This window comes from Alkaliphilus transvaalensis ATCC 700919 (genome assembly GCF_000621485.1).
In the GTDB taxonomy this organism is placed as follows: Bacteria; Bacillota; Clostridia; order Peptostreptococcales; family Natronincolaceae; genus Alkaliphilus; species Alkaliphilus transvaalensis.
This window is the reverse complement of sequence record NZ_JHYF01000003.1, coordinates 156,312-178,883: the sequence shown is the minus strand read 5'-3', so window position 1 is coordinate 178,883 and position 22,572 is coordinate 156,312. Positions and strand designations below refer to the sequence as shown.

14 protein-coding genes and 1 pseudogene are annotated in these 22,572 nt (G+C 34.9%); 4 read left to right on the top strand and 11 right to left on the bottom strand.

Annotated elements, in window-relative coordinates; translation table 11 throughout:
* Nucleotides 1–128: 128 nt before the first annotated feature.
* The 3 genes from T335_RS0105340 to T335_RS0105330 form a co-directional block, all read right to left on the bottom strand.
* Nucleotides 129–965 carry a GNAT family N-acetyltransferase gene (locus T335_RS0105340; RefSeq protein ID WP_026476619.1) on the bottom strand — a complete coding sequence of 279 codons (837 nt, stop codon included), beginning with the start codon at nt 963–965 and terminating at the stop codon, nt 129–131.
* Nucleotides 966–1,031: 66 nt separating this feature from the next.
* A complete protein-coding gene (locus tag T335_RS0105335; RefSeq protein WP_026476618.1) occupies nt 1,032–1,580 on the bottom strand; it encodes a GNAT family N-acetyltransferase in 549 nt (182 codons plus the stop codon).
* Nucleotides 1,581–1,887: 307 nt separating this feature from the next.
* On the bottom strand, nt 1,888–2,337 hold the full coding sequence (locus tag T335_RS0105330) for a hypothetical protein (RefSeq protein ID WP_026476617.1): 450 nt from the start codon (nt 2,335–2,337) through the stop codon (nt 1,888–1,890).
* A 569-nt stretch (nt 2,338–2,906) separates the two neighbouring features.
* Here T335_RS0105330 and T335_RS21530 point away from each other — a divergent pair.
* The gene (locus tag T335_RS21530) at nt 2,907–5,498 is read left to right on the top strand and encodes an EAL domain-containing protein (RefSeq protein ID WP_051569150.1); all 2,592 of its coding nucleotides are present in this window, start codon (nt 2,907–2,909) and stop codon (nt 5,496–5,498) included.
* Nucleotides 5,499–5,594: 96 nt separating this feature from the next.
* Here the strand turns inward: T335_RS21530 and pyrE are convergent, their stop codons facing one another.
* From pyrE to T335_RS0105300, 5 genes are all read right to left on the bottom strand, one after another.
* On the bottom strand, nt 5,595–6,173 hold the full coding sequence (pyrE, locus tag T335_RS0105320; RefSeq protein WP_026476616.1) for an orotate phosphoribosyltransferase: 579 nt from the start codon (nt 6,171–6,173) through the stop codon (nt 5,595–5,597).
* A 73-nt stretch (nt 6,174–6,246) separates the two neighbouring features.
* Entirely contained in the window at nt 6,247–7,155 is a 909-nt protein-coding gene (locus T335_RS0105315; RefSeq protein WP_026476615.1) for a dihydroorotate dehydrogenase, read from the bottom strand.
* Nucleotides 7,148–7,957, bottom strand: a complete 810-nt coding sequence (locus T335_RS0105310; RefSeq protein ID WP_026476614.1) for a dihydroorotate dehydrogenase electron transfer subunit — start codon at nt 7,955–7,957, stop codon at nt 7,148–7,150. Before T335_RS0105310 ends, T335_RS0105315 begins: the two co-directional genes overlap by 8 nt.
* Nucleotides 7,954–11,166, bottom strand: a complete 3,213-nt coding sequence (gene carB, locus T335_RS0105305; RefSeq protein WP_026476613.1) for a carbamoyl-phosphate synthase large subunit — start codon at nt 11,164–11,166, stop codon at nt 7,954–7,956. Before carB ends, T335_RS0105310 begins: the two co-directional genes overlap by 4 nt.
* Nucleotides 11,145–12,230, bottom strand: a complete 1,086-nt coding sequence (locus tag T335_RS0105300) for a carbamoyl phosphate synthase small subunit (RefSeq protein ID WP_026476612.1) — start codon at nt 12,228–12,230, stop codon at nt 11,145–11,147. The genes carB and T335_RS0105300 overlap by 22 nt, the downstream gene beginning before the upstream one ends.
* 59 nt (nt 12,231–12,289) lie before the next feature.
* On the opposite strand from T335_RS0105300, the gene T335_RS0105295 reads away from it, so the two are divergent.
* On the top strand, nt 12,290–12,601 hold the full coding sequence (locus T335_RS0105295) for a hypothetical protein (RefSeq protein WP_026476611.1): 312 nt from the start codon (nt 12,290–12,292) through the stop codon (nt 12,599–12,601).
* Nucleotides 12,602–12,746: 145 nt separating this feature from the next.
* A pseudogene (locus tag T335_RS22810) lies at nt 12,747–13,082 on the top strand (LURP-one-related/scramblase family protein); the annotation flags it as partial.
* Between the two features lie 493 nt (nt 13,083–13,575).
* Here the strand turns inward: T335_RS22810 and pyrF are convergent.
* The 3 genes from pyrF to T335_RS19940 form a co-directional block, all read right to left on the bottom strand.
* A complete protein-coding gene (gene pyrF, locus T335_RS0105285) occupies nt 13,576–14,502 on the bottom strand; it encodes an orotidine-5'-phosphate decarboxylase (protein WP_026476610.1) in 927 nt (308 codons plus the stop codon).
* Between the two features lie 74 nt (nt 14,503–14,576).
* Nucleotides 14,577–15,866, bottom strand: coding sequence for a dihydroorotase (locus T335_RS0105280; RefSeq protein ID WP_026476609.1), 1,290 nt, complete (start codon nt 15,864–15,866; stop codon nt 14,577–14,579).
* 258 nt (nt 15,867–16,124) lie between these two features.
* The gene (locus T335_RS19940) at nt 16,125–17,174 is read right to left on the bottom strand and encodes a DUF3221 domain-containing protein (protein ID WP_034327786.1); all 1,050 of its coding nucleotides are present in this window, start codon (nt 17,172–17,174) and stop codon (nt 16,125–16,127) included.
* A gap of 496 nt (nt 17,175–17,670) precedes the next feature.
* Here T335_RS19940 and T335_RS19935 point away from each other — a divergent pair, with 496 nt between their 5' ends.
* Nucleotides 17,671–22,572, top strand: coding sequence for a nucleotidyl transferase family protein (locus T335_RS19935; RefSeq protein WP_242837254.1), 4,902 nt, complete (start codon nt 17,671–17,673; stop codon nt 22,570–22,572).

Genomic DNA, 22,572 nt, shown 5'->3' with positions numbered 1-22,572 from the left:
CTTAACTCTAAGGAATAATACTATCAGAATTTCATCGTTAACTGGTTAGCTTTTTATGTTGAAACTTATTAGGTAAAGTTGTTTTTTTAGAATTTGAAAGTGAGTTTCCCGTAGAATTTCCCTATTTATTATAAAAAATTAGTGCCATCTAAATAAGATTCGATAATGGCTCTATCGGAATGCCAAAAGATTAAATCAGAATATTTTACAAAGGTGAAACCTAACTTTTGGGCTAATTGTTCTGAAGGCTGATTCCCTTTACCACAATTCCAAACTGCCACCATCTTTTTTTCTAGACACTCTTCTATAAAGGCACTACACACGATTAATGCATAACCCCTTTGTTGATATTTTTTGTTTGTTAATACCCCTATTTCAGTATAGCCTCCACCACTACTACAGGCAAAGCATACACTGGCAATTTCATCTTTATGTAGTATAGCGTAGGCAATACCCTTTTCTATAAAGTTTTCGACAGTTCCCCATGTGTCTTGATAGATAGAATACATTTCTTTATTAAATTGATGAAATAAAGCTTCATCCATTCTTTTTAGATGATATCCTTCTTCTAATGTAATATCTCGATGAAACATTGGCGGAACAGCTTGTTGATATGTATAGGTTGTACGAGGTAAGGGAATAGAGTCTTTTTCTAGTCTCTTGGCTAATAGTTTAACCCACCTTTCAGATGTAGCAAACAAATCATAATACTTAATGTGGTTTACCTTATCTTTTAGAAATTCTACCAAATTATAATTAAAATCTTCCTCCCTTTCACTACCGGCCACTAAATATACGCCCCCTGCCCCAGCTATAATACAGGCTTTAGGGTCTAAAAGATTATCAACATAAATTCTACCTGGATTGCCATTAAGAGCAACGCTGTAAGCAAAACTGCAATCTGGATCAACATCTTTAATCAAATGTTGAATTTTATGGTATTCTTCTTTATTTAATTGATACATTTTTTAGCCCCCTTTGTTAATAGAATTAGCCAAATAGCATTTAGTTTTATTAATCATGTAACAATATTATTGTTTTTCTTTCCAATCTTTTGCCAGTACTCCATAAACAATATGGTTTACATAATGGTCATATAACCATTCTACTTCCCTAATAACACCCTCTTTTGTAAATCCAAGTCTTTTGGGAATAGCTCCACTCTTTAAATTATCCTCTGCACATCTGATCTCTACCCTATTAAAACCCAACTCCAGTATTGCATAGTCTATAAAGCTTTTTGTAGCCTTCGTCATAATTCCCTTACCTTCAAATTCTGCTCCTAACCAGTATCCTATACTGGCAGATTTGTTGTTCCAGTTTAATTCATTAAAACCGATCACACCAGCTAGTTTTCCTTCGTACCAAATACCAGCAACAAACCCCTTATCTTCAAAGTGTTGCTTTTTTACATATTTAATAAAGTTTCTAGATTCATGAAGGGTATTGTTATCATCCACCCAAGGCAACCATTGTCTTAGATGTTCTCTATTACCATCTACTAACTCAAAAATGGCTTCTGCATGGTTATTTTCTAACATTTTTAACTCTAAACCTTCTTCTATAATATGTTTAAACATAATACTCCTCCTTCATTCTTTTCCAAATAGATATATAGATATAATGTACAATAAAGTCTATATGGCTACCTCTTATTCCATAATAATTACATATCAGTAGATTGTTAAATAATCGAGGTGATTGCATAACTAATTTAAGGTCTATAAACTATATCGTCTATTCATTTCTTAAAATAAAAACAAGAGAAGTTATCTTCTTGATAAGATATTTCTCCTGTTTCATATAGATTTATATTAATCCATAGCTTAATTAATTTAAACATTGTGAACCTTGTCATAAAGTGATGTTATTTTATTTTCTTTTCCATCAATAAGGACGAGCATAGTGCCATCTAGCCATTTTATACACAACCGACTCACTTGTATAAATATATCGGTTGGTAGAATCAATAATATAAGTATATTTAAAATCTTTAAACTCTGGTAATAACGTCATATCTACATAATAAAACTCTCTAGTAAGACTTAAATTCATCTCTTTGAAAAAATCATATAGGTCCTTCTCCTTTTGAATTTCTACTGCTTCACCTATGGGATAGACCCCATTAACCTCTGTATACTCATTAATCAATTGAGAAGCTTGGTTGTATTCTACTAAATATTTTTCATAATTCCAATCTTCATAATAAAAGTAAATTGGCAAACTCATAATTACTAGAATTGCTAGAAGCAAATTAAAGAAAACCCGTTTTCTTGTATATTGGGTTTGCTTAACTGTAAACAAGCCATCTAGCTTTTCAAGTATTTTAATAAACATCAGTCATTCCCCCTTTTAACTAGTGTTGTTTCTATTATACATTTTTATAAAAGATGAATCTTTTACATTAATGTAATATTTATATGAATATTATTATTTTTTCGACTATTTAAATAATAGGGGATTCTCGTAGTGCCATAAATTCAAAGCAGAACTCCCTCTATTCTCTAAAAAGTCATTAACACAGTAAATTAGATCATATAACCTAATTTAATTCTAAAGGCCAAAGGTTAAATTCATTAAATCTGGGTAATAGTGACATATCTACATAATAAAGTTCGTTACAACTCCCGTCTATAATCTCCCACCTTAATTATACAATATTTGGCAATATAAAATCTATATGTTTCGAGAATATTTTATAAAAAACTATTATTTTCATAAAAACTAAATCATATGAAGGTCACAACAAGTATTCTTGTACGTATACATAGTTTTCGAAACTTAATTGTGGCAATATGTCTTGTAAGATGTTAAAATGATAAAAATGTCAAACTTTCTATTATTTTGTCACAATAACTCGAATCAATAGGAGAACATTAAATATTATTATGTTAGGAGGGCTAGTTTTGAGAAAACAACCATCCATCAGAAATAAAATCATATTTAGCATTATCTTAACTTGTTTTTTACCATATTTTATCGGAATCTACTTTATTAAAAATGTCACAGAAGACTCGTTTCATAAAAGCACCCTAGAATATACCAATCAATTGCTTCGTCAGACAGCTGGCTCTGTTGATGAAATCATTTTAAAAAATACACAAAATTTACTTTTCTTAATGATTAATGATCCGAGAATACTATTAGTAGATGATTCTATCCGTAGCTACATTAATCTCACCAATAATACATCGTTAACTCAACCCTCCCAACAGGAAGAAGCTATACTAGAATTTTTTCAATCCATTAGCGATAGTCACGAAATGATCAAAATGGTTTCTTTAGGAACTGAATGGGGTGCTTACATAGAATATCCTAATTTTAAACCTAGTACTTCCTATGATCCGAGAAACAGAAAGTGGTATATTGATGCCATCACAGTAGACAAACCTGTCATATCCGAACCCTATATCACGCAGATTACTGAGGAACTAGTCATTAGTATTGCCCAAAGGGTTACCCTAGAAGATAATACTATCGGAGTTATTAGTATAACCATCAGTCTTGAAGATCTGATGTATCAAATCAATAATCTTCACTACGGAAGTTCTGGTAGCATTAGCATTTTAAGTCCTAATAATGTTTTTATCAATAGTCCATTAAATGAGGATTGGCTTCTCCATTCTTTAAATGATATAGAGTATGAAATCCCCATCGACATAGATGAATATAATCAGAAATCCTTTAAGGGAATGTTTGAAAATAAAGAACATATTTTTAGTGTGTACATATCTGACTATAGTGGTTGGAAATATATTTCAACTATAGCGGAAAAGGAAGTCTTTGCACCAATTACTAGATTATCTAATTTTATCACAATAGCCTATATCCTTATCTTACTTATTCTAATCTTCTTTGCAATTATCTTTTCTAACTATATCACTAAACCCATCCTTAAAATTGCTGAGGATATTCAAAAAATGTCTACCTTTAATTTTAATGGGTATGAAGAAAGCAATTATAAAAAATATATCAACCAACAGGATGAAATCGGGGAGATCACCCGTGCATTAAATAACTTAGAAGCGAATTTTTTTGAATTAAGGGATAATATGGCTACGATTGAAACTCAAATCAAAAATGTGAGGATTGAAGATCCTGCTCCTTTGATATTAGAATTATCTGAAAAAAATCCATTTATTAGAATTTCTACTTCTATTAATGAACTACTTAAAAGAGTATACAACTCAATTATAGAGATAAAAATGCAAGAACACTATATTAGTTATTTGGCAGATCATGACCCATTGACCTGTTTACCAAATCGGAGAATATTTCAACAGAAACTTGGTGAGGCTATTGAAAGTAATGAAAGTGGAGCCGTTATTTTACTAGACCTTGATAACTTTAAAGGTTTTAATGATACTTTAGGACATTTATTTGGAGATGAAATTTTAAAACGTGTTGCAGAAAGACTGTTATCTTTTTCAAATGAGGAAATCTTTGTTTCTAGGTTTGGAGGCGATGAATTTTTACTCTATTACCTAGGTTCTAATGATGATGAGCATCTATCTTCCTTAATGAAGCTATTATTCTTACTTTTTCAATCACCCTTTATCATTAATGGTACAGAAATTAAAATTCACTTTAGTAGTGGTGTAGCAAAGTTTCCAGATGATAGTAGGGATATTACAAAACTATTGATGTATGCTGATATGGCCCTCTTTGATACAAAAGGAAAAGGTAAAAGCAATTTTTCTCTTTATAGAAGTCACATGAGCGAAAAAATTAAGCGCTCTGAGGATATTAAACAAATTTTAAGGGAAGCTATTACTCATGACGGCTTTAAGATTCTATATCAACCTCAAGTTGACATTTCTTCTGGGAAGATAATCGGATATGAAGCATTAGTTAGGCTAAAGTACCATCAAATCTCACCTGGAGAATTTATTTCCGTTGCAGAAGAAAATAATTTAATAATCAATATCGGTAGGATTATCACTCAGTTAGTGATTAAGCAAATGAGTATATGGCGCAGTAAAGGACTAACTCTAAGGCCAGTCTCTATAAACTTTTCGGCTGCTCAAATTCAAGACCTACAATTTATCACTTACCTTATTACTTGGCTAAATGAGTATGAAATTGATCCTCGTTTAATCATTATAGAAATCACCGAAAATGTATTTTTAGACAATAGAGAATCCACCATATCTTTTTTAAATACCTTAAGATCCTATGGTATAAAAATAGCAATAGATGATTTTGGTACAGGCTTTTCTTCCTTAAGTTACTTAACTTTTTTACCGGTAGATTCAATTAAAATTGACAGTACATTAAGCCATAGGTTTCTAGAGAAAGAAGATACTAAAGTGATGGACAATCTCATTGCCCTAGCCCAGAGTTTAAATCTAAAGGTAGTTGCAGAAGGGATAGAAAATTATGAGCAGGTGAAAAAATTGATTATTGGAAGATGTGATGCCATTCAAGGATATTATTTTTCTAAGCCAATAGAAGCAGAATCTGTTGAGTTAGAGTACGATACGATTTATAATTTGTAACTATTATGGATGGGTCCTGTAGAAGACAGGCTCAGTCTCTTGGCTGCATAAACTAATTGCGTAGCAGTTAAAAACTACTACGCAATTAAGTCTAACTTATATATTTCTACTACCGGGCTTAACAGGAGGTGTCTTTAATTCTCTACACAGGGGACAATCTTCAGCATCATAAGAAATTACCTCTGTTGTTAGAGCTGCCTGTAGCTTTGTTCCAAAATCAATCGTTCCATTACTTCTGTCTACTAAAACAGCAACGCCAACAACTTCTCCCCCCTGCTCTTTAACGATTTCCATCACTTCTTTAACCGATCCACCTGTGGTAATAACGTCCTCTGCCACCACAACCCTTGCCCCCTTAGGGATGGAGAACCCTCTTCTCAAAGTCATTTTACCGTTTTCCCTCTCGGCGAATATATTTTTAGCCTTGAGCTTTCTTGCAATTTCATAGGCGATAATGATGCCACCCATTGCTGGCCCTACAACAATATCTACTTCATCATCTTTGAAGGCTTGAGCTAATCCACCTGCGATTTCTTCTGTATACCATGGATATTGTAATATTCTTGCACATTGCATATACTGATTACTATGTCTACCAGAAGTTAGTAGAAAATGCCCCTCCAATAAAACCTCTGAAGCCTTTAAGATTTCTAGTACTCTTTCTTTACTTAACATAATTGATCATCCCCTTCTGTTTAATTGTGTAGAAACCCTCAAATACTACATTCAGTATTTTTATATTAATTTTCTAGATAATACCTCTAACATCACCGATCTTCTCTTCACCATATTGATTTAGATAATTCTCAATACCCTCCAGCACATCTAGGGTTGCCCTTGGGTTGATGAAGTTGGCTGTTCCTACAGCTACCCCTGTAGCCCCTGCTTGAATAAATTCAATGGCATCTTCCCCCGTCATGATGCCTCCCATCCCAATGATAGGAAGCTTTGTGGCTTTAGCCACCTGATGAACCATTCTAACTGCTACGGGCTTGATGGCAGGGCCTGAAAGTCCTCCTACCACATTTGCCAGTACTGGCTTTCTTTTATGAATATCAATAACCATGCCTAAAAGGGTATTAATTAGTGAGATGCCATCGGCCCCTCCTGCTTCAGCGGCTTTAGCAATCTCTACAATATCTGTAACATTGGGAGTTAATTTTACGATTAAAGGCTGCTTAGCAAATTTTTTCACTTCTTTCGTGACATGTTCCACCATGCTAGGGACTGTACCGAAGCAAACGCCACCTTCCTTTACATTGGGGCATGAAATGTTTAACTCTAATAAATCAATATCTTCACTAGCTAATCTTTCTACTACCGAGCAATAGTCCTCGACAGTTCTTCCTGCGATATTAACAATTATTTTAGTATCGTATTGTCTTAGGAAGGGGATGTCTTTTTTAATAAATTCCTCTATTCCTGGGTTTTGTAAGCCTACACTATTTAACATTCCACCGTAGGTTTCTGCTACCCTTGGGCTGGCATTACCCTTCCAAGGAATATTGGCAACTCCTTTAGTTACCACTGCCCCCAGCCGATTCAAGTCAACATATTCACTATACTCTATTCCAGATCCGAAGGTACCTGAAGCTGTCATCACTGGGTTTTTTAATTCTACACCTGCAATATTTACCCTTAAATCTACCTTACTCATCCCAAATCACCTCATCCCTCCAGAATACTGGACCATCTTTACAGACCCTTCTGTTTTCCCAATCGGTTTCTTCTTCCTTCTGAATCTTACAGGTACAAACTAGACAAGCACCAATACCACAAGCCATTCTTTCTTCTAGAGATATTTGTGTTGCAATATTTTCCTTCTTAGACCATTGGGCCACAGCCTTTAGCATTGGCTTCGGTCCACAGCTATAGACCATGTCTGCCTTTGGTTTTAGTTGATTAATTAAATCCATCACATTACCCTTTAAACCAACACTACCATCCTCTGTTGCCACATGGACTGTTGCGCCGTACTTCTTAAAGATGTCTTCTAAAATAGGGTTACATCTAAAGCCCAATAGTACCGTTACATTACCTTTAAGGTTTTTCACTAGCTCCACCATAGGAGGTACACCGATGCCCCCCGCTATAATTAAATGTTCTAGATAAACTGGATTCTCTTGATTTTCTTCCTCATCTTCCTCATCTTCCAATATCATAAATCCTCTGCCCAGGGGGCCAATAATCTGCAGGTCTTCCCCCACCTTCATTTCTGAAATTACCTTTGTTCCCTTTCCTACAACTGCATAGACTAAGGTTAACTCTCCCGATTCTCGATTTACCTCGCAGATACTGATGGGGCGGGGAAGCAACAGCTCCCCCTTGTTGCAATAGACATTAACAAATTGCCCTGCCACTACTTCTTCTACAATTTCCTTTGCAGATAAAACCATCCTATAATTATTAGGTGCAATCTCTTCATTTAGAAGAATTTCAACTATATGCTTCTTCTTCATTCCTTCACCCCCAAATTGATTACCTTCAAGTCTTCATCCTTTAAGTTATACTTCATTACCCTTAGCATAGCTGCCACCGTATCTAGAGAAGTTAGTACCTTTACCGAAGATTCCACCGCTGTTCTTCTAATTTTAAAGCCATCCCTTACACGATCCTTCCCTTTTGTTGGTGTATTGATGATTAAGTCGATCATACCACTTCTGATGATGTCTAGAATGTTTGGTATTCCTTCACTAATCTTCTTAACTTCTGTAACAGGCAACTGATGCTGTTTTAGATATTCTGCCGTCCCGTGGGTAGCCATCAGCTGATATCCCATCTCGATGAAGTCTTTAGCCATTGGAAGAAACTCTTCTTTATCGTAGTCCTTAATGGTCACTAGTATAGTCCCATTTTCCTTTGGTAGACCTAGTCCAGCTGCCACCATACCTTTGTAAACTGCCCCTTCAAAGGTCTTTCCTACCCCTAGAACCTCTCCTGTAGATTTCATTTCAGGCCCAAGACTAATTTCTGCCATTGGTAGCTTTTCTGTAGAGAATACTGGTACTTTTACAGCAACAATTTCTGACCTTCTATACACCCCAGTTCCATAGCCTAAGTCCTTAATTTTTTCCCCCAACATCACCCTTGTTGCTAAGGAAACCACAGGCAATTCTGTTACCTTACTAATATAAGGTACTGTTCTACTGGATCGAGGGTTTACTTCGATGATATATAGTTCATTGTTAAACTCAATAAATTGAATATTGATCATTCCCATTACCTTCAAGGCTAGGGATATCTTTTTTGTATACTCAATTACTTTCTTTTCTATTTCTTCACTAATATTTTGACTTGGATAAATGGTGATACTATCTCCCGAATGGACTCCTGCCCGCTCTAAATGCTCCATGATCCCTGGAATCAAGATATCTTCACCATCACAGATGGCATCTACCTCTATTTCTCTACCAATTAAATAACGGTCAATTAATACTGGATTTTTATGATCCTTCTTGAAGGCTTCCTCTAGATATCCCTTTAGTTCATCTTCTCCGTAGGTAATTTCCATCCCTTGTCCCCCAAGAACGTAGGAGGGCCTTACTAATACAGGGTATCCGATCTTCTCTGCTTCCTTCACACCTTCTTCGATGCTCCATACAGCCTTCCCCTTTGGTCTTGCAATGTTTAAATCTTCTAATAGGGCTTCAAACTTCTCTCTATCTTCTGCAGCATCTATTTGCTCTGGCTTAGTCCCTAGTATTGGGATCTTCATTTCTTCAAGGAAGCTTGCTAATTTAATGGCTGTTTGCCCCCCAAACTGTAGAATTACTCCATCTGGCCTTTCTTTTTCTACAATGTTCAGGACATCTTCCTCTGTTAATGGCTCGAAATAAAGCTTATCGGAAATATCAAAATCGGTACTGACGGTTTCTGGATTATTATTAACAATAATGGTTTCTATGCCTAGCTTTCTTAAGGCTAGTACACTGTGGACTGAGCAGTAGTCAAACTCAATTCCTTGACCAATTCTGATTGGACCAGAACCGATTACCATTACTTTTTTACTTTTTGAGACTGTTACTTCATCAACTTCATCGTAGGTTGAGTAGTAGTAAGGGGATAGGGCATCAAATTCTCCACCACAGGTATCTACCATTTTATATACGGCCTGTATTCCTAATGATTTTCTTAATTGGTAGATTTCTTGAGGACTAACTCCCATTAAATCTGCAATTCCCTTATCAGAAAAACCTTTTTTCTTTAGTTGGTGTAGCTTCTCCTTTGTTAAATTCTCTAATTTCCTTACTTTTAATTCTTCCTCCATCATCACTAAATTTCTTAGTTTTTCAATGAAGAAGGCATCCATACCTGTTATTTCGCAAACCTTATCAATTCGATAGTTTCTTCTTAGCATTTCTGCAATATCAAAGATTCTTTCGTCATCTGGTACCTGTACTCTCTTTTTTAGTTCCTCTAAACTTCTTTCTTTAGACGACTTTCTCTCTAAGTTGTATTGTCCAATTTCTAAAGAGCGTATTCCCTTTAAAAGGGCGGCTTCAAAATTATTGGCAATGGCCATTGTTTCTCCTGTTGCCATCATCTTTGTCCCTAAGTTTCTTGTTGCTCCAGTAAATTTTTCGAAGGGCCATTTAGGGATTTTAACCACAAGATAATCTAATGTTGGCTCGAAGCAGGCGAAGGTTTTTCCTGTTACAGCATTGATAATTTCATCTAGTCCATAGCCTAAGGCAATTTTCGCCGCTACCTTTGCAATGGGATAACCTGTTACTTTTGATGCTAAAGCTGAAGAACGACTTACCCTTGGGTTGATTTCGATGACTACATATTCATGACTCTTTGGGTTAAGGGCCAATTGTACATTACAGCCCCCCTCTATTTTTATAGCATTAATAATATCAATGGAGGCGCTTCTTAGCATTTGGTATTCCTTATCGGTTAAGGTCTGGGAAGGGGCCACCACGATGCTGTCCCCTGTATGGACCCCCACTGGGTCTATATTTTCCATGTTACATACGGTGATACAGTTCCCTTGGCTATCTCTAATTACCTCATACTCAATTTCCTTCCAACCCTTAATTGATTTCTCTATTAATACTTGACCTACTCTACTTAATTGTAATCCTTGGGCTAAGATTTCCTTTAATCCTTCTTGGTCTTCAGCGATTCCCCCACCGGTACCCCCTAAGGTATAGGCAGGTCGTACAACTACGGGATAACCAATGGCTTCAGCAAAGGTTACTCCTTCCTCTAAGGAAGTGACTATTTTTCCTTCTACCATCGGTTGGTTGATTCTCTCCATTAATTGTTGGAAGGCTTCTCGGTCTTCACCTTCTTTAATGGCTTCGATGGATGTTCCAATGATTTTAACGTCATACTTTTCTAATATCCCTTTATCATGAAGCTCTACAGCAAGGTTTAGGCCTGTTTGCCCTCCCATTCCTGCCAACAGACTATCGGGTCTTTCTTTAGCAATTACCCTCTCAATAAATTCTGCTGTTAAGGGCTCTATATAAATTTTATGGGCTATTTCTTGATCTGTCATGATGGTGGCTGGGTTACTATTAATTAATACTACTTCTACTCCCTCTTCTTTAAGGGCTTGGCAGGCTTGGGTCCCTGCATAGTCGAACTCTGCTGCCTGCCCTATTACAATTGGTCCCGAACCGATTACTAGTACTTTTTTTATGCTATGATTTCTTGGCATGTCGCTTCCTCCTCCATCATCTTCATGAAACGGTCGAATAAATAGTCATTTTCCCTTGGCCCTGGTGCTGCCTCTGGGTGAAACTGTACACTAAAGGCTGGTAATCTCTTGTGGGCAATCCCCTCGATGGTCTGGTCATTCATGTTGATATGGGTTACAGTTACCTCTTGGGGTAATTTCTTACCATTAACTACATATCCATGATTTTGAGAGGTAATATAAACTCGATTATTGATAAAGTCTTTAACTGGATGATTACATCCCCTATGACCAAATTTAAGCCTTTCTGTATCTCCACCTAGACTTAATGTGAGTAATTGATGCCCTAAGCAGATACCGAAGATTGGCTTGACACCTAATAAACCTTTAATCGTTTCTACCACTTGGGGTATATCTTTTGGGTCTCCAGGGCCGTTGGATAATAGAATTCCATCGGGATTTACCTTAAGGATTTCTTCCATTGATGTAAAGGCTGGAAAAACCGTTAATCGACAATTTCTTTTTTGTAATGAGCGAAGGATATTTGCTTTTACTCCGAAATCTAATACTGCTACATGCTTCCCTTCACCTGCGATCTCATAAATATCTTTAGTTGTGACTTCTTCTACTGCGTTGGTATTATGGAAGCTATCAAACTTGTTTTGAATCTGAGCTTCTGTTAATTCTCTTACTGTAATAATCCCCTTCATTGTTCCATGATTACGAATAATTTTTGTTAAAGCCCTTGTATCAATTCCCTCTAACGCCATGATACGACTTTCCTTTAAATATCCGTCTAAATCCATTTCGCATCTCCAATGGTTGGGCATTTCAGACCTTTCTCTTACGATAAATCCTTTTACCTTTGGGTTTGCTGATTCCATATCTCCTAAATTTATTCCATAGTTTCCGATTAGGGGATAGGTCATGGTAACAATTTGTCCTGTATAGGAGGGGTCTGTTAGTACTTCTTGATAACCTGTCATCCCTGTATTAAAAACCACTTCTCCAACGGTCTCTTTAACATGACCAAAAGCCTTTCCATGAAACCTTTGGCCATTTTCTAAGATTAATGTTGCCTTCATGTTTTTCACCTCTTCTTAGTATTTTGTTTGACTAGTATGTTTTAAGGTGGTCTACAGGAATGTTTTTAGACATAACAAAAAGAGCAACAAAAGAGGATTTATTCAATCTTCTTTCAATTGCTCTGGTTATATTCATTAGCAAAGGAACAACAATAGGAAACTGCAACGGTATTATTGAAGCTATTGCCGTTGTTTCCATGTTGTCTGCATTAGTATTCAACTGTAATTTTGTACAGCAAAAAAATCCATTAAGATTTTTCATGGCTCTCATTCCTTTCTGGCCTCTCTGGACCAAATTAAAGGTAGACTCACACTCTTCAAATTATATTATCATAGGTGGAGGGGATTGTAAAGGATATTTATATATTTGAAGAAATTCCATAATTGACTTTAAACTTAATGGTTAGGGTGTCAAAACTACAAATCCCATGAAATATATACTATCTAGTAATAACTTAAAGGTTTTGTACTATATAGTGTATGTATCATTGTTAAAACAAAAATCAAGAGTTAGTTTATATTGAACAAAAGATTTTTAAACTCCTGCCAGAGTATCATATTTTCTCGGGCACTAAACATTTAGCAAAGGTTAAAAAAGAATTTACTTTTTTTAAACCTAAGTTTAATATCAGTAGCATTACGGGCAATTATACAATATCAGGCAATTTTTTCGGCCATAATTTCGAAATCTTAAAGGATGGTAGACCCGTAGCTGTTGTAAACAAGAAATGGGTCTCCTTTGGCGACTCATATATGGCTGAAATTGACGATAAAGAAGATCAACCATTTATGCTGGCTTTAGTAATTGTAATAGACCAAGTGATCCACGACAATAATCATAATAAGGGTTGATTTAAAATAAAGTAAAAATCTAGAATTGTGGTGATATGCTAGCCTTCATGGTAGACAGATTGAATGTGTATTGATTAGTCATTAATTTTCTTAATACCTCTTTCAATGATGGTACAGATAAAAACCACAACAACTACAACTATAGCTGCTCGCCTAGCATTTCCTATTGCATTAGGCAAAAATGGGTAAAACCATAAATTTAATAGGTATATCAATATTAACAGGGTAAACATTTGTATCCAAGTTCTAGCTTCTTTTAATATTTCAACAAAAGTAGGTTTTAAGGTTTTAGAAAATTTTTCTATATTTCTTAATATATTTATAGTAATCCACCTCCTTTACTATCTCTTATTTATTTCGTTATTTGTTTTATTTATCCTGCTTACATTATTATATAACCCCCTTACTTTACAGTTAACCTCTTAATACATAAAAAATGTTGGAGCATTTTCTCTCCAACATTTTTGATAGCATCTAGAAATTTCTTATTATTTTACCCAATTACCCTTTGTAAATCCTTCTTCATTTCGATAGCTGCATTTCTAGCAGCTTGGGCAAACTCTTTTTCTTGATATTTCTTTTTATTTTCTTCCTTTAGATGGGCTGCGATAATTCCCCTTGAAGAATTAATGATTGCTCCTAATCCATCTTGATTAAAACAACCTTTTAAGTCTTCTGCGGTTCCCCCCTGGGCGCCATAACCTGGTACTAGGAAATAGGTATGAGGCATAATCTTTCTAAGTTTCGTTGCTTCCTCTGGATAGGTCGCCCCAACAACTGCCCCTATACTGCTGTAGCCTTTAGTCCCCATTAGCTGTTGACCCCATTCAGCAACTTTTTCCCCCATAATTTCATAAATCATTTTTCCATCTACTTTAAGATTTTGAATCTGTCCACTATTAGGGTTGGAGGTTTTTACAAGGATAAATAATCCTCTATTGTAGTCTTTACAGTCCTGAATAAAAGGTTCAATAGAATCATAGCCCAGATAAGGATTAATAGTTATACTATCCTCCTGATAAACTTCAAATTTTTCGCCATCTACCATTACTTTACCTATGTGCCCATTAGAATAGGCTTCTGCTGTAGAGGATATGTCGCCTCGCTTAATGTCCCCGATAATTACCAAACCCTGCTCTTTGGCATACTTGATGGTTTTAATATAGGCGTCAACTCCTGCCCCACCATATTGCTCGTACATGGCTATTTGGGGTTTAACCGCCGGAACAATATCGTAAATAGCATCAATTAATTCTCGATTATATTGATAGATGGCTTCTGCTGCCCCCTCTGGTGTTTTTCCGTACTTTTCATAAGCTTCTTTTTTAATGTATTCTGGAATAAAGTTTAGTCTTGGGTCCAAACCAACCACCGTTGGATTTTCCTTTTCTTGTATCTTTTCAATTAGTAAGTCAATCATCTTTCTTCCCCCTCTAATTTAATGTTATTTTTGAAAATTACAGATAAACTCATAACACTTAATATTAACGTTCTTTATACTAACTTTCCTTCGGCTACAATAACTTTTCCTTTAACAATGGTATACGCTACTTTTCCCTTTACTTCTTTCCCATGAAAGGGGCTATTTTTACCTTTTGATACAAATTTAGCTACGTCAATCTTATACTTTGCCATAGGGTCAATAATGGTTATATCTGCTGATTCCCCTACTTTTAGGCTTCCACCAGAACCCAATAACTTTGCAGGGTTAGTACTCATCTTTTCTATTAATTCCATTGGTGTTAAAATGCCTGTTTCCACTAAAGCTGTAATTGACAAAGCTACGGCTGTCTCTAGACCCACAATACCAAAGGGGGCTTTTTCAAACCCTAAAGCCTTTTCATCAGCATGATGAGGGGCATGGTCGGTGGCTATTATATCAATTGTTCCATCCTTCAAAGCTTTAATTATTTCTTCTACATCTTCAGCTCCCCTTAAAGGGGGATTCATCTTAGCATTAGGGTCAGCATTCATTACTTTTACTGTTTCATCGGTTAGGATAAAATGATGGGGACATACTTCTGCTGTTACCTTTTTACCTATTCCTTTAGCTTCTCTAATAATCTCAACTGCACCCTTAGTACTGACATGGCACAAATGTAATTTTGCACCAATCTCATTAGCTAGGTTGATGTCTCTTAAGGTAATCTTATCCTCCGCTTCGGGTGGAATTCCCTTTAAACCTAGTTCATCGGCCACTTTACCCTCATTCATTACCCCATCTGCTGCCAACTGATGATCTTCACAATGGGAAAAAACTAATAGGTTTTCTTCCTTTGCTTTTTGTAGTGCTTCAACAAATAACTTTTCATCCATTACTGTTTTTCCATCTTCACTGATTCCACATATTCCAAACTCTTTCATTCCCCTAATATCCGACAGCACCTCACCCCTTTGGCCTTTAGTGATACTGCCAATGGTCAAAACATTAACTAGATTAGCTTCTTCTGCCTTTTTATTGATATATTCTACAATTTCAACTGAATCGATGATTGGGTTTGTATTGGGCATACAGCAAATTGTTGTAAATCCTCCCATTGCAGCACTTTCACTGCCCGTTAAAATAGTTTCCTTATGCTGAAAACCTGGCTCTCTTAGGTGAACATGAATATCTATTAAACCTGGTACCACCCAATTCCCTTTTGCTTCAATTACTCGATCTACCTTTATTTCCAGATCATTACCTACTTTTTTAATTTTATCGTCTTCGATTAATAAATCCATAATAGCGTCGGTTTTGGTAGAAGGGTCAATTACTCTACCTGCTTTAATTAAAATTTGCATTTTAAATTCCTCCCTCTAATTTATGATTAGCATGGTCTACAGGAATGTTTTTAGACAAAATAAAAGAGCAACAAAAAGGAGGTGTTAAAACCCTTCTTTTCGTTCCTCTAGATTATACTTTGAATAAATTTTTATATTGGTATGACAAAAAAGTCCATTAATTCTAATCATGGCTCTCATTCCTTTCTGGCCTCTCTGGACCAAATTAAAGGTAGACACATATTCTTAAAATATAGTAGCACAAACCAGTGAATTTTGTCAATTATCAAACCCATTAATTAAATAATCTTCCCTAAATACGTAGCTTCTTTTATTAATCACAAATTCATTTGCATAGTGATCTAATTTCCACATACCAGACTCTAGAATCCATTCATTATTCTTTTGAATCAAATTAGCATAGTTACCACCTACTGCGGCACTTACATCTGCCCACTCAAAGGATTCTCCATTCCAACGATAAATAACAACATAGGGTGGTAAACTACCGCTGGAAGTAGCTACCCATTCCATCTGACCATTTCCATCAAGGTCAATATGATTATAGGATCCTCCCGATAACCATAATACCCAGTTCCCTTCATGATCTTGCCCTATAATTTTGGTTTCTACATAGGTTGCACCTAAACTTCCCTCTAAAATAATTTCTTTATTTCCATTATGGGTTACATCATCTAGCTCTATTCCAAGACTTCTTATGCCGTAATTAGCCACTAAACCAATTTCATACATGTCATTTTCATCCTGTAAAAAAGCGAAAATTTCATGACCTAAAGGATCCTCTTCAAAATCTCTTCTATAAAGATATACCTCTAATATTCGGTCATCATATTGCCATGAAAAGTCAATAAGACCTTCTAATAGCCAACTATCCTCAGGTTTTCCTGGTTTAAGGATTTCTGGTTTTATGGGACTGAAATCTAAGGTAACTTTTTGCTCAATATTAATTACCTTTATTTTTTCAGCCGCTGCTTGAATAGGGTAAGATTCAGCCACTGGTCCCATTAGCCATGCTTCTACTGTTAATCCAATAAACAGATCATCCGATGTTATATTTTCATCATTTTCTAAGATCGTCGTTTCTTCCCTAAAACTTATGGTGGCTTTATCATAATCGGTTTCTTTCGTTGCTTCTCCTTCAACTAAAATACTTAAGATGTTTCCAGATGCATCTCGGTGGATATTAGTAATAATACCTCTTATATTTGGATGATCAAGGGAAGCTTTGCTACCATCTAATATTGTACAAGCTGTAAATAATAACATTAAAATACATATAAGTATTAGTCCCCTTACCTTTTTAAACATAAAACCATCACCTCCCTCTATTAGACGTTTCTAATCTATAAATTGTTCCTTTCATAGACAGTATTATAATAATACCCTAAAAATGGAAAATAATAAATAATTTTTACAAAGAAAAAAATGAATTTTTCTTAATATATTAACGAGCAATCTCTAATTTTTCTTTACCCTGAAATTAATTCTCTAAAACCAATTTAATTGAGGAAATTGCATAATACCATGAATCTGAATTTATATTCGTTTTATGCAAAGGTGAAAGCTGAGTCGTGCATTGTGAAATGAGTAATTTCCTTGATAAAATAATCTATTACTCATTGAACACTAAACAGCGAAGTTTTCATTTTGCATTAATATAAATTTAATATTAATTATGCAATTTCCTCAATTATCTAAAACAAAGGGTATTTATAATAATATTAAAAACTTTCTTTATTATTATTTTCCTGATAGGATATAATGAAACTATGTGGAAGAAATTTTTATGAAAGGGGGATCAACATTGGTCACACCTAGAAAACTCTATCAGAATGTCTGTAGTCAACTACTTCAAAGAGAATTAATTCATGAGCTTAAGCTCGATCCATCTTTTATTAGGTCCCAAATAGAGGAAGCAGAGTTCATTCATCAAATATCTTATATTGCTAATAAAGGCGATTATAGTTGCCAAGCAGTATACACCCTTTGTCATGATATTTTAGCTGAATTATGGAAGGGTGAAATACCTGCAAATCCCCTCTATTATATCTATCAATTTACTTTAAGTAGGTCTTTTCCTAAATCTGTGGAAATTGAATTGAAGGATGAATTATCAGCAGGGTGCCTAGTCTATCTTCATGTACTTAAGATAGTTTGTCAGCTTGAACAAGAAGTTGATGGCGATTCAATTATTCAAAGATTTCCACTTAAACTTCTAACTCAAAAAGAAGAGATCTTCTATCATGTTTCTGAGGAATATCGCCACTTTAAGTCGGCTTTTGAAAAAGAGTTTCTTTATGAGATGATGAAGCTTAATCAAGAGGTTCTTCACCACAATACATTAGACCATATTTCTGGTGTCCACCATCTTGCGTTATTTATTGGAAAGCAGTTGTTTAATGCTGGGGTTCCCATCGATTTAGGAAGGGTTTCTGGTGCAGCAGCTGGCCACGACCTAGGTAAATTTGGATGTAGAAGCTGGGAAGGTAAACGAGTTGCCTATCTTCACTACTATTATACAGATTTATGGTTTAAAAGCAGAGGGATTACCCATATTGGAAATGTTGCCCTAAATCATTCTGTTTGGGATTTAGAGTTAGAAAACTTATCCCTCGAATCATTAATTTTAATCTATTCAGACTTTAGGGTAAAAAATGATTTAAATGAAAATAACAAGTATGAGATGAAGATTTTTACTTTAAAGGATTCCTTTGATGTAATTTTAAACAAATTAGATAATCTTGATGATGCAAAGGAAAGACGCTACACCCGTGTCTATGGAAAATTAAAGGATTTTGAAGATTATATGGTTAGTTTGGGGGTAGAGACAAATCCTGATTTACCTGCACCCGACCAACATACACATAAGAAAAAATACTATTCTTTAATGAAAAGTAAAGAAGTTACCGAAAACCTAAAATTTCTTGCAATACGTCATAATATTTATTTAATGCATCAATTTAGAACTGAAACCTCTCTAAACGAAATTTTAGAGGTGGCAAGAAGTGAAGAGGATCCAAGAAATTTACGGGAATATCTAGATGTATTTCAAGAATACTCCACCTATTTAACTCAAAAACAAAAGATTATTGTTCTTCGTTTCTTATATGAAAAACTAATTCATCCTGAAGAGGATATCCGTAGACAATGTGCTGAACTAATGGGTAGCTTAATTACAATGTTTGATGAGGATTATCGGAAGGAGATTCCAGAAGGGGTAACATTAGCACCTGCCTATATTACTAGTTTTGAGCTTTTAGATGAGTATTTACAACTATTTATTAAACCACCCCATCAGATGATTCCTCTCCATCGTCAATGGATGGGCTATAGTATGAAGGTTTTCATTACATCAGTATTTGCAAATTGTCAGGGCAAGCCCGTTGAAGAATATCGTGAAATTGTATTAAAATATTACACTCAAAAAACCTTTTATGAAACAAATATTAATATTTATCTTTTAGACATTATTAAATATATACCTATAGAAGATGACTTAAAATCTTTAGAAGTGATTTGCGACTATATTTCCACTAGTTTGTCTAGTACCATTAAAGATTTAAAAGTAGCTTCTTTAGATGCCATTAACTACCTTGTTAATCATCTTCAAACCAATAACTGTCTAATGGAAAAAATTGTACATATGCTAGAAGAGGATGATGACATCCACTTTCCGGCAGAAAATTACCTTAAATATAAAATAGCCCAGAGTCTTTCCTTTGATCCTGATACCATCAGCCATTATTCAAGCCTATGCTATCGAGACATGGAAAGATTATCGGATATATTTTTAAGTAATTTAAAAACTGCCACCAATTGGGTTACTAAAAAAGTACAAGTTAAAATTCTTTTAGAATATACTTTAGAATTTAAAAGTGTTAGTGGTCTATATACTGCTATGCATTTTTGTAATTTATTAAAGGTAAGTGCAGTCGAAAGTGTTCGTAATGCTGCTGGTAAAGCGTTAATAAAGCTCTTTCCCCACCTACCCATTGAACAACGAAATGATGTAGCCATAGAGTTATTAAGAGCCTTAGAAATAGAAGGTTATCAGTACACTAAATATATACCAAATTATCTAGGGGCTATTCTTCTTTATCTACAACCCTATGAATTAGACGAAATAATCGACGACTTAGAGGAAAAGACTCGTCAATCCACTAACCAAATTAAGTCTCTTTTATTAAAGACCATTGGGATTATCATCACCAACTATCCTAGTTATCGAGAGCGATTTAAAGAAACAGAAACTGATTATTTAAGACGTCAATCTCAACTTCTGGGTATTTTACTAAATGGACTTGTTCATGATGATCAACAGATCAGGCAAATATCCTTTAGTGTTATCGGTAAAGATTTATTTGGTTCTAAAAAATTACCTTTAACGGTTAAGTATCTTATATTTCAATCTATTGCAAAAAAGATTCTTTCCCTTTTATCTGAATCTGAGGAAAACCAGTTATTGTTTTTGACTAATTCTTCTGGTTTAAATCATATCTATAGGTTTATCTCCGACTATTCATTTAAATACGGAGAGATTATCATAAAGGTACCAGAAAAACAAGCTTTTTTCCCCGGCACCTTTGACCCTTTTACCCTTGGTCATAAAGAGATATCTAAGGCAATAAGGGATATAGGATTTGAAGTTTACTTAGCAGTTGATGAGTTTTCATGGTCTAAAAGAACTCAACCTAATCTAATTAGAAAAAATATTATTAATAAGTCTATTGCTGATGAAATGGACATTTATTTATATCCTGAAGAATTTCCCACTAATATTTCTAATCCTGTGGATCTAATGGAGCTTAGAAAAAATCTTAATAACGATGATGTTTATATTGTTGTTGGGGGAGATGTTGTAATTAATGCCTCTGCCTATCAACTACCACCCAAAGAAGACTCAATTCACCATTTTCCCCATATTGTTTTCGAAAGACGGGAAATGGAGAAACAAGAAGAATATGACGAATTATTGGACGAGGCTCTTTCCAACATAATAGCACCAGTTGTTCGATTAAACTTGCCTCCCCAATACGAGGATATTAGCTCAACTCAAATACGTAATTATATTGATGAGAATCGGGATATTTCTAAACTTATTGACCCCCTTGCTCAAAAATATATTTATAAAAACAATTTGTATAAAAAAGAACCTCAGTACAAGTCAATTATTCAAACCATCTCTATTAGTGTCGATATTATTGAAGGTTGTGATGATGATTTCCTTCATCTTATTGCTTCTAGCTTTCATTACCAAGTAGATGAAGCAGTAGATCGACTTAAAAGGATTTGTCAGCAACCCGATGGTCGTTTGATTGTCATTCGAGATATCCATGATCAGAGGAATTTATTAGCTTATTCAGCCCTCCATTGGATTCCTTCAGATCAGATTTATCAAGAATTTAAGAATAGCAAAATAACTGAAATTATTCGAGATAATTATAGTGGTAGAATCATTTCTCTTGATGGATTCTTTGTTAAAGAGTATGCAGCCGTAAGTTCTCTACATCAAATCATCTTAACAGAAACCTTAACCTATTGCTTAAGAAATGATTTTGGTTATGGCATTTTTAGAAATACCGTAGATGGCTACTCTGATGATGACTTGTTGGAGATGTTAACTTTACATGGTTTTGAAACATTACCTCCCCATGGAGAAAGTATGCCAATTATGGTGGTAAATATGACTAACCCTTGTACCCTTAACCTTGATCTTGAAGCCGTTATTAAAGAGCCCTTTAAGAGTAATGGAAATGTAAAAAAGGTTATTGATCGTACTAGAAGAAGACTTCAAGCTGCCTTAACCAAATTATACCCCGGTCAACTTGTCCTGTCTTTTGACCGTAGTATTATCGAGGAAACCTTGGTTAGAAAAATCTGTGAGGAAAATGGTGTTTCTCCCATTCCTACTAACCCAAGGAAATTAGGAGATTTAATGTGTGTTCCCTTTGGAAATATTTTGAATAGATCAATCGTTCCCAATACCGTCACCAAGTCCCTCCACACCGAAAAATTATTTTATCCTGATATGAAGGGTTTTACAATTGGACCATACCCCTATTATCTAGATTTAGAGCATCAAATTAGAATGATCCATTCTTTTAATAGGTCTGTTATTTTAGTAGATGATATATTAAATAAAGGTTACAGAATTAAGGCCTTAGACCCTCTACTAAAAAAAGAAAATGTTAAAGTTAAAAAGATTTTGGTGGGAATTCTTTCTGGTAGGGGTAAAGAGTTAATGGAAATTCAGGATAGAGAGGTGGACAGTGCGTATTTTATTCCTAAGTTGAATCTCTGGTTTAATGAAAATAACTTATATCCCTTTATTGGTGGCGATACCCTTTGGCGGGGAGTTTATCCTGAGGGTAATCTTCTTCCCTCTATTAATTTGATTGTCCCCTATACATCGCCTTATTTTATTAAAGGAGTATCTAACCAAGCTATTTACAATTTATCTGAGGTTTCTCTTGAAAATGCCATTGACATTCTACAGGTTTTAGAAGTAGAATACCAAAAATTAAATGAACGTCGACTCAATCTATCTTCACTAAATGAGGTATTGTTATACCCTAGATGCCCTGATCACGGCGAAAATGTACAATATGACCTAAGTTTAAATCCATCAAGTTATTTAAAAAATGATTTAGAGCTGGCAAAGCGCTTAGAGTATAGTATCATCACCAGCGAAACTAGGAGGGATTAA

Excerpts from the sequence above, each read along its gene's own strand:
- T335_RS0105280 (WP_026476609.1), bottom strand. The coding sequence starts at position 15,866 with ATGCAAATTTTAATTAAAGCAGGTAGAGTAATTGACCCTTCTACCAAA.
- T335_RS0105300 (WP_026476612.1), bottom strand. The coding sequence starts at position 12,230 with ATGAAGGCAACATTAATCTTAGAAAATGGCCAAAGGTTTCATGGAAAG.
- T335_RS0105315 (WP_026476615.1), bottom strand. The coding sequence starts at position 7,155 with ATGAGTAAGGTAGATTTAAGGGTAAATATTGCAGGTGTAGAATTAAAA.
- T335_RS0105310 (WP_026476614.1), bottom strand. The coding sequence starts at position 7,957 with ATGAAGAAGAAGCATATAGTTGAAATTCTTCTAAATGAAGAGATTGCA.
- pyrF (WP_026476610.1), bottom strand. The coding sequence starts at position 14,502 with ATGATTGACTTACTAATTGAAAAGATACAAGAAAAGGAAAATCCAACG.
- T335_RS0105335 (WP_026476618.1), bottom strand. The coding sequence starts at position 1,580 with ATGTTTAAACATATTATAGAAGAAGGTTTAGAGTTAAAAATGTTAGAA.
- T335_RS19940 (WP_034327786.1), bottom strand. The coding sequence starts at position 17,174 with ATGTTTAAAAAGGTAAGGGGACTAATACTTATATGTATTTTAATGTTA.
- T335_RS0105340 (WP_026476619.1), bottom strand. The coding sequence starts at position 965 with ATGTATCAATTAAATAAAGAAGAATACCATAAAATTCAACATTTGATT.
- carB (WP_026476613.1), bottom strand. The coding sequence starts at position 11,166 with ATGCCAAGAAATCATAGCATAAAAAAAGTACTAGTAATCGGTTCGGGA.
- T335_RS0105330 (WP_026476617.1), bottom strand. The coding sequence starts at position 2,337 with ATGTTTATTAAAATACTTGAAAAGCTAGATGGCTTGTTTACAGTTAAG.
- pyrE (WP_026476616.1), bottom strand. The coding sequence starts at position 6,173 with ATGTTAAGTAAAGAAAGAGTACTAGAAATCTTAAAGGCTTCAGAGGTT.
- T335_RS0105295 (WP_026476611.1), top strand. The coding sequence starts at position 12,290 with ATGTTTTTAGACATAACAAAAAGAGCAACAAAAGAGGATTTATTCAAT.